Annotated in this window: 9 protein-coding genes; 3 read left to right on the plus strand and 6 right to left on the minus strand. The window is 66.6% G+C overall.

Annotated features, from left to right (window positions below; translation table 11 throughout):
* Window positions 1-95 precede the first annotated feature (95 nt).
* Window positions 96-1112, plus strand: coding sequence for a zinc-dependent alcohol dehydrogenase family protein (locus tag CO669_RS27330; RefSeq protein ID WP_097663052.1), 1017 nt, complete (start codon window positions 96-98; stop codon window positions 1110-1112).
* A 120-nt stretch (window positions 1113-1232) separates the two neighbouring features.
* On the plus strand, window positions 1233-1628 hold the full coding sequence (locus CO669_RS27335; RefSeq protein WP_097663053.1) for a (R)-mandelonitrile lyase: 396 nt from the start codon (window positions 1233-1235) through the stop codon (window positions 1626-1628).
* A 19-nt stretch (window positions 1629-1647) separates the two neighbouring features.
* Here the strand turns inward: CO669_RS27335 and CO669_RS27340 are convergent, their stop codons facing one another.
* The 4 genes from CO669_RS27340 to CO669_RS27355 all read right to left on the minus strand — a co-directional run bounded on the left by CO669_RS27340 (window position 1648) and on the right by CO669_RS27355 (window position 8360).
* On the minus strand, window positions 1648-1890 hold the full coding sequence (locus tag CO669_RS27340) for a hypothetical protein (protein WP_097663054.1): 243 nt from the start codon (window positions 1888-1890) through the stop codon (window positions 1648-1650).
* Window positions 1891-1921: 31 nt separating this feature from the next.
* The gene (locus CO669_RS27345; protein WP_097663055.1) at window positions 1922-3040 is read right to left on the minus strand and encodes a DUF2336 domain-containing protein; all 1119 of its coding nucleotides are present in this window, start codon (window positions 3038-3040) and stop codon (window positions 1922-1924) included.
* Between the two features lie 329 nt (window positions 3041-3369).
* Window positions 3370-6984, minus strand: a complete 3615-nt coding sequence (locus tag CO669_RS27350) for an AsmA family protein (RefSeq protein ID WP_097663056.1) — start codon at window positions 6982-6984, stop codon at window positions 3370-3372.
* A 143-nt stretch (window positions 6985-7127) separates the two neighbouring features.
* Window positions 7128-8360, minus strand: a complete 1233-nt coding sequence (locus tag CO669_RS27355; RefSeq protein ID WP_097663057.1) for a cytochrome P450 — start codon at window positions 8358-8360, stop codon at window positions 7128-7130.
* A 131-nt stretch (window positions 8361-8491) separates the two neighbouring features.
* Here CO669_RS27355 and CO669_RS27360 point away from each other — a divergent pair, with 131 nt between their 5' ends.
* Complete coding sequence (locus tag CO669_RS27360) at window positions 8492-9103, plus strand: TetR/AcrR family transcriptional regulator (protein WP_097663058.1); 612 nt, start codon at window positions 8492-8494, stop codon at window positions 9101-9103.
* Window positions 9104-9177: 74 nt separating this feature from the next.
* On the opposite strand, the gene CO669_RS27365 is transcribed toward CO669_RS27360, so the two are convergent.
* Window positions 9178-10026, minus strand: a complete 849-nt coding sequence (locus CO669_RS27365) for a hypothetical protein (protein ID WP_097663059.1) — start codon at window positions 10024-10026, stop codon at window positions 9178-9180.
* A gap of 108 nt (window positions 10027-10134) precedes the next feature.
* Window positions 10135-12720 (minus strand): EAL domain-containing protein, encoded by a 2586-nt coding sequence (locus CO669_RS27370; protein WP_097663152.1) that lies wholly within the window; start codon window positions 12718-12720, stop codon window positions 10135-10137.
* Between the last annotated feature and the right edge of the window lie 23 nt (window positions 12721-12743).

The raw sequence follows: 12743 nt of genomic DNA on the forward strand, positions 1-12743 counted from the left end.
TTATGCCTCCCATCGATCAATGCAAGCAGATTAATCCATCTAATCCGCGAGCCCCGCATCCGCTATCTCCTGGCGTTCACGCGAAAGGTTCAGCCATGCTGGCAACACTCATGTACGGTCCCGGCGACGTCCGCTGCGAGGAAGTCGAAGACCCCAAGATCCTCAAGCCCACCGACGCCATCATCAAGCTGTCGGCGAGCTGCATCTGCGGGTCCGACCTCTGGCCCTATCGCGGCCTGCAGCCGACCGAGGGTCCTGCACATATGGGCCACGAATATTGCGGCGTGGTCGTCGAGGTGGGGAGCGCGGTGAAGACGGTGCGGCCCGGGCAGTTCGTCGTCGGCTCGTTCTGCATCTCCGACAATACCTGCCCGCATTGCCGGTTCGGCTTCCACTCCTCCTGCGTGCAACGCGAATTCATGTCGGGCGCGCAGGCTCCTTTCGCACGCGTTCCGCTGGCGGACGGCACGCTGGTCGCAACGGCGGAGCTCCCGTCGCCCGATCTCATTGCCGATCTGCTCGCGACCTCCGACGTGCTGGGCACCGGCTGGTATGCCGCCGACGCCGCCAATGTGCGCGAGGGATCGACCGCCATCGTGGTCGGCGACGGCGCCGTCGGGCTGATGGGCGTGCTGGCGGCCAAGGAGATGGGCGCTGGACGGATCATCGCCATGAGCCGCCACAAGACGCGGCAGCAGCTCGCGATCGAGTTCGGCGCGACTGACATCGTGGCCGAGCGCGGCGATGAGGGCATCGCCCGCATCAAGGACCTCACCAACGGCATCGGTGCGGATTCCGTTCTGGAGTGCGTCGGCACGCAGGAATCGATGTCGCAGGCAATCGCCTGCTCGCGGCCCGGCGGATCGATCGGCTACGTCGGCGTACCGCACGGCGTGACCTTCGACGGCCAGGCGATGTTTTTCGCGCAGAGGCGGATGCTCGGCGGACCGGCACCCGTGCGGCGCTTCCTGCCGGACCTGATCGAGCGCGTGCTCGCCGGCAAGATCAAGCCGGGAAAGGTGTTCGATCTCAAGCTGCCACTGTCCGACGTCGCCGAAGGATACCGGGCCATGGACGAGCGGCGTGCGATCAAGACGATGCTGACGTTCTGAGGACGATGGCGTGATCTCGCGCCGCCGCCTGATCGGAAGGGCAGGTTCTTCGCCGCCCTCTCCGCGCCTGCACCGGCGGCGACAGGCGAAAGCAGTGTGACCAAGCAAGGGAGACAGTTCATGCAGATCAAGCGCGGCGGGGATCAGCCATCCCAAAAGGGGCCAGAAGCGTGGTTCACCGGACAGGTGCGCATCGATCCCCTGCATTCGGCGGTCGAGCCGGCGCGCGCGGCAGCCGCCAGCGTCACCTTTGAACCGGGCGCTCGAACGGCGTGGCACACCCATCCTCTGGGCCAGACGCTGATCGTCACGGCGGGCTCGGGTCGCGCGCAGACGTGGGGCGGACCGGTCGAAGAATTGCGGCCGGGCGATGTGATCTTGTTTGCGCCGGGCGAGAAGCACTGGCACGGCGCGGCTGCCACGACGGCGATGACCCACATCGCCATGCAGGAGCAGCAGAACGGCAAGACCGTCGACTGGCTGGAGCACGTCAGCGACGAACAATATCGCGGCTGACGAAGACGCGCGGTAAAGCCTACCGGAAATACCCCAGCACGAGATCGACGTCCGCGCTGCGGGCCACCGTGCCGGTGAGCTCGGCGTCGATGACGCGGCGGCAGGCTTCGATCGCGGCGTGGTCGCCAAGATCGTTGGCAGCCTCGAGCACGAGCCAGGCCGCGTCCACCGAGGCCTTGTCCGGTGCTCCGCCGCCGAGATCCGCGGTGGCGGTGCTGCTGAGGTTCTTCTTGCGAACGGCGGTACCGAATTGAGGCAACATTGCAGATACTCCCCTGTCCTTAGTGTACCTGTCAGTGAACTTGGAGCTCAGGCTGACGACCTGAATCGGCACCGGTGCCGGTCTTGCGCGACTGGTAGAACTTCAAGATGCTGCGCGAAGTCTCGATCTTGAGCCGGCCGAACTCGCGCTCGTTGTCCTGCAGGTCGCGCGCCGTGATCAAATGGTCCTTGGCGCCGAGGAACAGCAGCGACATCGTCGTATCCCAGGAGAAGTCGAGCGCCTTGCACAGCACGAGCATCATCTCGCGGTTGCGGTCCATCAGCGCGCGCTCGATCACGTCGACCGGCAGCGAGGACAGCAGCGACAGGCCGATCTGCACCTCGTCGAAGCGGTGCTGGCGCGCGTAGTTCGAGATCGAGTCCTGGTTGAGGTTGCCCTGGCGGTACTGCGTCGTCACCACGCGCTTGGCGACGAAATAGCTGCGCGAGGACGGGCCGAACTTGGACTGGAGATCGCCGGTGACCTCGGTCACCGAGCTCTGGATCTGCGCCATCATCTCGGGACGTTCGGTCTCGAGGCGGCGGCGGACGTCTTCCGACGCCTTCGAGATCAGCTGCTGGAAGATGTGGCGCGGCACGTCCTTGCGCAGGCCGAGTTGTTCAGCGAGGATCGAATCGCCCTCGGCGCGGCGCACCATGTGCAGAAGGCCCGAGCCGGAGAAGCGCGCGCCCTCGTTCTTCGCGACCGAGGTCACGACCTCCTGGTTGCCGCGCTTGACCAGCACGTCGGTCACGGCCTCGCCGATCGACGAGCGCTGGGCGATCGCGAGCAGGTGCGACTGGCCCTTGGTCAGGGCGCTCTCGACCAGCATCTTCTCGTCGATGCGACTGGAGTTGCGCAGCACGGGACCTGCGACCTCGATCTCGTCGTCCAGAGCGAGCTTCTCGATGACGTTGAGCGGCGCATGATCGCAGGCCGACATCACGTCGGACAGCTGCGCCCGCGCGGCGACCTCGATCTCCTCGGCGAGCCGGCCGATGACCTCGCCGAACATGCTGATCTCGTCGTCGCTGTAGCGGCCGGTGATCAGAATGTCGGTCGCATGCCACAACGCCTTCGCCCGGCTTTCGTCGGTGCCGCGCGCGATCGCGTCGTCCAGGTCCTGCAGAAGCGATTTCGCCCCGTTCATCTCGATCACCCCAGTTCTTGGCGAGCTATTTTGGCGAGCCGTCCTGCCGCTCGCGGCGGGACGGCGATTCCTCTGGGAACTGAAGCTAGAGATCAAACGCGAGAATTCGGTAAAATCGGCAAATCAGTTTTGCCGGGCAAAATTCATTCAAATGCGAGGGAATGGGTTATGGGTAGCGAAAGGTGCCGCGCGGGGCGAGGCGCTTGACGCACCGAGGCCTCTCCACGCTTTGCCACGCGGTATCAAGAACGTGGATGCCCGGGCCTTCGCCGCGCCGAAGGGGGCTTCGGCCCCGCAGGCGGGACAAGCCCGGGCATGACGACGCCCCCTCACGGATTCTGCGGGGTCAGCACCAGCGGCGGCTTCGGCCTGGGTTTTGCGGGCGGCGGCCCCGGGGCGGGCCTCACGTCGATGGCCGGCGGCAGCGGCGCAACCTGCTGGCTCGCCAGCGGTGGGCTTGGTGCGGCGGGCGCGGCCTGGGGAGCCTTTGGCGTCGGCGGCGCCTTTGGCTTTGACGGCATGCGGCGCGGATCCTGGCCCGGCAGCGGCACGTTGGCAGGCGCCTGCTCGGGCGCGGTCTCCGGAGACACCAGCGTCGGCAGCGCCGCGGTCGCCGGCGGCGGCTCGCCGCGCTCGATCGCGTCCAGCCGGCGCGTCTCGCGGTCGATCGTGCGCACCGCGAGCCACGACGACAGCGGCGCAAGATCGATGGTGCGATTGAGCTTGTCGGGAGGCCCCGCCGCGAACAGCTGGATCTCCGGCGGCGCGCCGGACAGGCCGGTCATGATCGGCGTCAGGCTGGCGCGGATGTCGGCCTGGTCGGCGGGAATGTCGTAGCCGCCGGAGACGATGGCGCGCGCGTTCTTCGCTTCCAGCGACGTCGCGCCGACGCGCAGGCGTCCATCGCGGATCGTGAACGGAATCTGCGCCGAGGCGACCGCAATCGGTGCGGCGGCAAGCGCGGGCTCGACCAGCTGTCGCAAGCGGTTGTCGTCGCTGACCTGGCCGCCATCGCTGGCGCGGATCGCGATCTCGAAGGCGCGCGGATTGAGGCCGCTGATTTCCGCGGAGTCCAGCGTCACCGTGCCGTTGCCGGCGAGCGCACCGGTGAGCGCTGCGACACTGCGGCCCTGGCTGGTCAGCGCCATCTGCACCGAGGCCCGCCCCTTGGGCAGCGCGAGGTCGCGGTAGCGCAGCGTCGCCGCATCGACGTTGCTGAGCTCGATGCGGGTATTCAACGCCAGTCCATTGGCGCCGTTGCGCGCATCAAGGCTCGCGGACATCTCGCCGCCGCTGAGGCCGCCCTTCAACGCATCGAGCGCGAGCGACTGGCCGTCGCTGCGGATTGTGCCGCCAAACGGGCGCAGCTCGAGGCCGCCGGGCAACGTCCCGCGCAACGCCTGGAACGCGATCCGGCCGCGCCAGCCGGTGACGAGCCCCGCGCTCAACGGCTCGCCCGTGTCACGTCCGGCTGCGCCGATCGCCATTGCGAGCGCCGGCGCAAGATCGAGCGTATCAAGACCGACTTCGCCGTCGACGCTCTTGTCCTGATCGAGCGTCACAGCGAGATGACCGCGCAGGTGCGAGCCGGCCGCATTGCCGTCGAGGTCGTCGAAGGTCACGCGGTTGCCGGACAGGCCGACGCGGGAAGACAGGCTGACGTTCTGCGCCGCCTTGTCCGCCGGTCCGGTGCCGAACAGCGGCGCCAGATTGACGTTGCGGACGCGCAAATTCACGCTGCCTTTCGGCTCCGACAATTCGATGCTGCCCTGCGCATCGGCATCCAGCCCGCCGCCACCGAGCTTTGCGCTCAACTGCAGCGGCCGTCGCCAGGCTCCCGTCAGCTTGCCCTCGAACTGCGAGGCGCCCTCGCCTGCGGCCACCACGCGATCGAGCCCGAGCAGTGCCAGCAGCGCGCCGGCCTGCGGCGTCGAGACTTTCGTATCCAGCGTGAAATCGCTGCTCCGCAGGCGGTCGAGGTCGATGCCGCCAATGGCGGCGGCCGGCGTCTGCGCGGCCAGCGTCGCGGTCGCCTTGAGCTGCGGCGCGTCGAGATCGAGCACGGCGCGGGCATTGCTGCGATCGGCATGCTCGGCATTCTTGTCGAGGCTGAGATCGAGCTTGAGACGGGTCGCACCCGGCAATGACGGGAGGGCATCGAGGCGCGCGCGCACCGCGGGCGCGAACGGCTCGAGCAGCGCGGTGAGCTCGCGCAGCGAATTGGCGGAGGATTTCAGCGCGAGCTTGCCGGTGACCTTGGCACGATCGAAGCTGCCGCTCGCCTCGGTGGTGACGCCGCCGGCCTGGCCGAAGCGCAGTTGCTCCAGCGACAGCGATGCCGGGCCATAGCCGAGCTTGGCGGAGAACGGACGCAGCTCCTGGCCGGCGGAGATCGCGCGGCCGATATCGAGCGAGAGCTTTGCCTCTTCCGGCCATTCGCCTTGCGGGCCGCCGAGCGCGCGCACGAAGCTTGCGGCGGCGTCAAGATCAAGCCGATCAGCCTTGAGGTCGGCGTCGATCCGCGAGCCCTTGCTCGCGCCGGTCTGCACGAAGGCGATGCGGCCCTCGACGGTGCCGCCTTCGATGTCCGCCTTCAGCCTGTCGACGGCCAGATGATTGGCTGCGATCGTGACGTCGCCGGCAAGACGCAGCGGCCGCGTGCTGCGGCGGTTGATCTCGCTGCGGCCCTGCAGCCAGGCCACCAGCGTATCGGGGTCCGACGATTCGACACTGAGACGGCCGCTGAAACTGTCGGCGCCCGGGGTTGCGCCGTTGAGCGAGAGCTGCGTCATGCCGGGCGCGCGCAGCTCGAGCCGCTGGAAGGTCCAGGATCGTCCGTCGGTCTGAAGCTCGGCCGTGATGTTCTGGAGCGGACGGCCGCCGAGCATGATCTGGTCGGAGTTGAACTCGATCTGCGCCGGGATCGGCGCCTGCGGAATGGCGGCAAGACCCGCCCGCAGCGCCGGCAGGATGCGGAGCGGCTCGGCATCGTCCTTGGCCGTCAACCTGTCGGCATCGACCTGGCGCGCCGACAGCACCGCGCGCAGCAGCGGCGAGGCACCGAACCTGACGTCGCCGACGCCGCCGAGCTTCAGCGCGGTGTCTTCAGCACCGAAGCTCGCGTCGATCTGCTCGAACTTGGCACCGGCGGGATCGGCCTTGAGCTTGGCCGCGAGCTTCCAGGGGGTCGGCCCCGCCTCGCCGGCCTTTTTGGCCGCGGGCACGGCCAGCGTCAGGGCGCCGTCGAATTTCGGCAGGCGGTTGTCGAAGGCGAGCACGCCTTCGAGATCGGCGAGAATGGCGCGCTCGCCGGGATCGACGTTGAGGTGAAGGCGGGTGGCGTTGCCGTCCGCGCTCGGGCCGGACGAGACGCGGAAGGGATAGCGCACGCCGTTGGCGCTGAAGCTGCCGTCGCCGCGCACCGAGCCTGCGAGCGAGCGGACGTCGCCCGAGAAGGCGATGTCGTTCAGCTCCAGCGTCGAGCGGCTGGCGGCATCGTGCAGGGCGATGCGGCCGGTGAGGTTCAATCGCTCGATGGCGAGGGATGCCAGGTTGAAGGTGCCGCTCGCGGTGGAGGGCAGATCGACCCGCCCGCGCGCGTCGAGGCCGAGATCGACCGCCATGCCGCCCACCGAAAGCTCGGTGGCGCGCCATTCGCCGCGCATCAGGGAGGAGAGGCTGAACTCGACATCGAGCTTGTCGGCGCGCAGGCGGCCGAGATCGTTATTGCCGCCAAAGGTGACCTGGCGCAGCCGCAGGGTCGGCGCCGGCAGCAGCCGCGCATCGAGCTCCCCCGCGACCCGCACCGGCACGCCGATGATCTTGCCAGCCTCCGCCTCGAACTGGGGCCTGAACTGGTTCCAGTCGACGTAGTAAGGCCCGATCAGCGCGGCCAGCAGCGCAATGATGAAGGCAATCGCCAATCCGAGCAGCGTCGTCTGCACGGGTCTCCCCTCGGCCAAACCGGCACCCGGACCAAACCCTGGCCTTCGTGGACTTCAGGCGTGCCGGAACAGCCCCTTATATAGGGGGAAGTGTGGCGAAGTCACAGCGACTGTTGCGCGCGGAGGTTAACGCGGGGGGCGCCTCACCAGCTCGCCGGCAGCCGCTTGAGGCCGCGCAGGACGAAGGTCGGCCGCCATTCCGGGTTTTCGACGTCGTCGATGCGCAAATCGGGCAGCCGTCGCAGCAGCGTGGCGATGGCGATCTCGGCCTCGATGCGCGCCAATTGGGCACCCAGGCAGAAATGGATGCCGCCCCCGAACGACAGCGGCTTCACATTCTGGCGGGTGACATCGAGCCGGTCGGGCCTGTCAGGATAAACAGCCGGATCGCGGTTGGCCGAACCGAGCAGGCACAGCACGGTCTCGCCCTTGGGGATCTTCTTGCCGCCAAGATCGTCGATATCCTCCAGCGCGACACGGCCGGTCATCTGCACCGAGGAATCGTAGCGCAGGAATTCCTCGATCGCCCCTTCCATCAGCTCGGGGCGCGCCTTGAGCAGCGCAAGCTGGTCCGGGTTGCGGTGAAGCGCCAAAAGACCGTTGCCAATCAAATTGACCGTGGTCTCGTGGCCGGCGCCGAACAAGAGGATGATGTTGGCGGTCAGCTCCTCGTTGGTGAGCTTGTTGCCGTCCTCCTCGGCCTGCACCAGCTGGGTGGTGAGATCGTCCCCGGGATTCTTGCGGCGCAGCTCGAACAGCTGCTGGAAATACATCTGCGCCATCAGGTTGCCGTCGTTGCCCTTCTTGATCTCCTCCGGCGTGAGGGGCACAGGGTCGAGCAGCCGGCCGCCGTCGCGCGAGCTCTTGTAGAAGACTTCGCGATGGTCCTCGGGGATGCCGAGCATCTCGCAGATGATGGTGACGGGCAGGCGGAAGGCGAAATCCTCGATCAGGTCCATGTGGCCGCGCTCGATCACGGCATCGATGGCCTGGTCGACGATCTCCTGGATGCGCGGCCGCATGTCCTCGACCCGGCGCGCGGTGAACGCCTTCACGACCAGACCGCGCAAGCGGGTGTGATCCGGCGGATCGGACTGCAGCATCCAATGGCTCATGCTGCGGAACACCGGCTCGTCCATGATCTTGTCGCTGTAGCGGCGCTTGGAGCGGTCGACGAAATCCTTGCCGAAGCGCTTGTCGCGCATCACCAGGCTGACATCGGCATGGCGACTGGTGACGAACTGGCCGAACGGCGTCACGTGGATCGGGTCGACCGTGCGCAGCCGGTCGTAATGCGGATAGGGATCGCGGATGAAGTCCGGCGAGAGCGGGTTGAACAGCGGCGCGCCGCCGGCGCCTTGCACGTGCTCGTTCATGGTGACCTCAAATCGGTTGCCGATGACACGAATACGCCGAGCGCAGCCCCACTGCCCGGCGTAACCATCCCTTGAATTCTTAAACTCGATACATTGTTGTATCGAGTTGCATTCTGCCCTACCCTGACCCGATGTCAAGGGTGAGAACCAGGCCGACCAGGGACGACACGCGCGACAAATTGTTCGAGGCGGCCGCGCGCGTGTTCGAGGAGGACGGCATCGGCGGCGCCAGCATCGAGGCGATCGTCGCGGCTGCGGGCTTCACCCGCGGCGCGTTCTACTCGAACTTCAAGAGCAAGGACGAGCTGATCATCGCCATGCTCGAGGACCATGTCGAGCAGTCGATCCGGCGCAACATGGACATCCTCGCCGAGCACGACAATCTCGACGACTTCATCGCCGCGCTGAAATCGCTGGACCGAACGCGGCAGGATCCGCTCGGCCGCTCGCCGCTCCTGCACATGGAGATGATCCTCTTCGTCGCGCGCGCCGAGAAGCGCCGGCCCGAGCTCGCAAAGCGCCTGCGCGCGCGGCGCAAGCTGGTGACCGACATCGTCGAGGCCACGCTGAAGAGCAACGGACGCAACACCAACCTGAACCCGCCCTGGATGGCCTCCGTCGTGCTCGCACTCGAGGACGGCTTTCGCCTGCACCGGCTGATCGACCCGGAGACGACGCCCGCGGACAGTTTTTTGCGGGCGATTACGGATTTGCGGCGGAGGACGGGGTTGGGGCCGGGGTGAGGATCGGGCAACCGCTTTGACCAGACGTTCGAGCGGCGAGGCCCGGGACCCCATCTGCCGGATCCGGCCGTATGCTACTTGCGCCGCCACAACTCGATCAAGGCCGCCAGCTTGCTGTCGAGCGCATCGTCAGCTTCTGAAAGGCCTGCGTCGTACCCAAGCCAATACTTACCCACCAGCGCGTGGTGCCTGCAGGACTTTTCGTCCTCGAGCCGACAAACGACAAGTCGCGTAAGCTGTCCGTCGGGGTTGAGGCGGGCGAGGTAACGTTGGATTCGCGTAGGCCCACCAGGTTGCGCCGTGTAGCTCAAACTAAAAGATTGGTACCCGCTTCGATCTGGACCGGGACTCATTTCGATCCGATGCCTGCGCCAATTCTTCAAATCGAAATCAGCAGTGCTTTCGCCGTCTGGCAACACACTGAGCTGCCGAATGAAGGTGCAATCATTCTCGGCCCGCCCCTTGAGACTGGGCAGACAGAGTGCGGCAGAGAAGCCATTCTCGTTTGAGACTTCTCTGACGGATGCTCCTGGTCCCGCTGGTACATATTGCCAAGGCACGAAGAAGACTTCCGAACCGACGTGCCGTTCGAAGTATTCCGGTCCGGGCTTCACAAACGAGCGAGCCACCTGGGTGCCAGCAATGGCCGCGCCCCAAGTCACAAGAACCAAAAGGGACGCGGTGGCACGGAATTTCAGGGCAAGTGCGATCGACGATGCCACAGCGGCAAGAGCACCAGCAACGAGAACCAGATTAGAGGCTCTAGCGTCAAACGCATTCAGCGTGGCCCCCGGATGCGTCGGAAAATAAAATCTACTGATTCCCGCGCCCACGCTGATAGACAGGGATATCGGGATCGACACCGCAAAGAAGACCCAGCCGATAACAACGAACGTCTTGGCGCGACTCCGAAGGAATTCCACGATCCAACCAAAAATTGCAAGGACTGCAGCTGCAATCCTAGCATTACGGCCGGCGCATAGCTACTGTCGGTGCAGCCGTCTTGCGCGTCAACGAAGGTTTGAAAGCGCCTACGCCGACCGCCTCACCGCCCCCTCACCTGCCGGCCTGACATCCAGCCGTCCCAGCATCGCCCTCGCCTGCTCGGCGCAGTGCTCGATCAGCCAGCGCTCGAAGGCGACGGGGGCAAGCGCCGGGGCATAGAGGAAGCCCTGCACGACGTCGCAGCCGAGCTCCGCCAGCGTCCTGCGCTGGCCCTCGGTCTCGACGCCTTCAGCGACGACCGTCATGCCGAGGCCCTGGCCGACGCGCACCACGGCGGTGGCGATGGCAAGTGCGCCGGCGTCACGCTCGATGTCGCGCATGAAGCTGCGGTCGATCTTGAGCTCCCGGATCGGCAGCTGCGCGAGGCGGCTGAGGCTGGAATAGCCGGTGCCGAAATCGTCCACGGAGAGGCCGACGCCGAGCTCGCGGATCGCGTTCATCGTCTCGAGCGCAGCGACGCTGTCCTGCATGAACGCGCCTTCGGTGATCTCCAGCATCAAGGCGTCCGCCGGCAGATCGTATTCGGCAAGGATGTCCTTGAGCCGCGCCGCCAGCGTGACGTTGCGGAAATTGATCGGCGACAGGTTCACCGACACGCAGGGAATGTTGAGCCCGGCACGGCGCCAGCTCGCCATCTGCCGGCAGGCCTCGCGCACCGACCACAGGCCGATCTGCTCGATCAGGCCGCACTCCTCGGCAAGCGGGATGAATTTTGCCGGCGAGACGTCGCCGAGCTCGGCATCGTGCCAGCGGGCCAGCGCCTCGACGCCGTGGATGGCGCCGTCGCTGCTGCGGATCTGCGGCTGATAGCTGAGGCTCAGCGCGCCTTCCGCGATCGCGCGCCGGAGCGCCGCGATCAGCGCCAGCCGCTGCTCGGTGAGCCCGTTCATCTCGGCGCTGAAGATGCGATGGGTCGAGCGTCCCGCCTGCTTGGCCATGTACATGGCGGCGTCGGCCTGCTGCATCAACGTGTCGATGTCGGTCGCATGATCGGGATAGAGGCTGATGCCGATGCTGGCCGACATCTGCATCAGCTTCGAGCCGAGCCGCAAGGGTGCGGCCAGCGCCTCGGTGATCCCGGCGGCAACGCGCTCGGCGCTCTCGGCATTGCGTTGCGGGAGCAGAATGACGAATTCGTCGCCGCCGAGCCGTCCCAGCATGTCCTCTGGGCCGATCTGCTCGCGCAGGCGCTGGGCGAGCTGGATCAGCAGTTCGTCGCCGGCGGCGTGGCCGAGCGTGTCGTTGACGTCCTTGAAATGATCGACGTCGAGGAAGGCCAACGCGATGTGGCTGCCGGTCGGGCAGGCGTCGATCGCCGTGGTGATCAGGTTTCGCAGCTGTGCGCGGTTCGGCAATCCGGTGAGGATGTCGTGATAGGCAAGCCGCGCGATCTCGGCGCGCGCTTCCTTGCGCTCGATCGCGAAGGCGCCGAGGTTGACGCAGGCATCGACGATGCGCCGGTGCCAATTGCTCGGCGCGCGGGGCTCGCGGTAGTAGAAGGCGAAGGTGGCGATGACCCGCCCGTCCTTGGCCTTGACCGGCGTCGACCAGCATGCGCGCAAGCCGATCCCGAGCGGCATCGCCTTGTAGGGTTGCCAGCGCGGATCAGTTTCGAGATCGGTCGCCAGCACCGGCTCGCCGTAGAAGGCCGCGGTTCCGCACGAGCCGACATTGGGGCCTATGGCAACACCGTCCAGCGCGCGGGAATAGTCTGCGGGCAGAGACGGACCGCCGAGCGGATGGATCAAACCGGCGGCATCGACGTGGAGCAGCGAGCAGACGACGTCGGGCGCGATCTGCTCGACGCGGCGGCAGAGCCGGTCGGCGATGTCGGTAATCGGCACTTCGTCCGCAAGCGAGCCCATGATGAGCTGCTGCAGCGAGCGCAGCTGCTTGGTCTCGGTGATGTCCTCGAGCAGCGCGAAGATGTGCTTGACCCGGCCCTTCTTGTCGCGGAACGCGTCGATCCGGGCGCAGACCCAGATCTCCTCGCCGTCCTTGTCGTAGGCGAGCACTTCGGCTTCGCCGCGGCGGCCGCCATGCATCAGGCGCTGGACCAGCTTGGCGATCGCCTTGCGGTCGGTGTGGCGGCCGGCGATCAGCTCGCCTGCACGGCGGCCCTCGGCCTCGGTGCTGGTGTAGCCGAACAGCGTCGTGAAGGCCGAGTTGACATAGACGATGTTCTGGTCGGTGTCTGCGATGATCACAGCCCGGTTGGTCTGGTCGGAGACAGCGTGCAGAAGCCCGATCCTGACGCGGCGCTCGGCGTCGTTGGTGACGTCGCGCGCGAACGCGATGCGGTAAGTCGCGCCCTCGCGCACGACCGACGAGAGCGATATGGCCGCACGGATGCGGCTGCCGTCCTGCCGCACGAGACTGATCTCGTCGCGAAACTCGGCGACCGGATCGGCCTGAAGGCATCTGAGGGTGAGAATGCCGACGTCCGCGCCGAGCACATCGGCGCGGGCAAGCCTCCAGAGCTGCTCGGCCGCGGCATTGAAGTGGACGATGCGGCCATCCTCACCGACGATGACGACAGCGTCGTCCGCCTGATCGAGCGCAGCCAACAGGACTTCCGGCATTTCGATCGCAGGGCAATCGCGAGCGGACATCATTCGACCCAGGAACATCTCAA

The sequence above is a fragment of the Bradyrhizobium sp. Y36 genome, from assembly GCF_002531575.1.
Taxonomy (GTDB): domain Bacteria; phylum Pseudomonadota; class Alphaproteobacteria; order Rhizobiales; family Xanthobacteraceae; genus Bradyrhizobium.

Coding starts and splice junctions, on each gene's coding strand:
- CO669_RS27335 (WP_097663053.1), top strand. CDS start 1,233: ATGCAGATCAAGCGCGGCGGGGATCAGCCATCCCAAAAGGGGCCAGAA.
- CO669_RS27340 (WP_097663054.1), bottom strand. CDS start 1,890: ATGTTGCCTCAATTCGGTACCGCCGTTCGCAAGAAGAACCTCAGCAGC.
- CO669_RS27355 (WP_097663057.1), bottom strand. CDS start 8,360: ATGAACGAGCACGTGCAAGGCGCCGGCGGCGCGCCGCTGTTCAACCCG.
- CO669_RS27330 (WP_097663052.1), top strand. CDS start 96: ATGCTGGCAACACTCATGTACGGTCCCGGCGACGTCCGCTGCGAGGAA.
- CO669_RS27345 (WP_097663055.1), bottom strand. CDS start 3,040: ATGAACGGGGCGAAATCGCTTCTGCAGGACCTGGACGACGCGATCGCG.
- CO669_RS27360 (WP_097663058.1), top strand. CDS start 8,492: ATGTCAAGGGTGAGAACCAGGCCGACCAGGGACGACACGCGCGACAAA.
- CO669_RS27370 (WP_097663152.1), bottom strand. CDS start 12,720: ATGTCCGCTCGCGATTGCCCTGCGATCGAAATGCCGGAAGTCCTGTTG.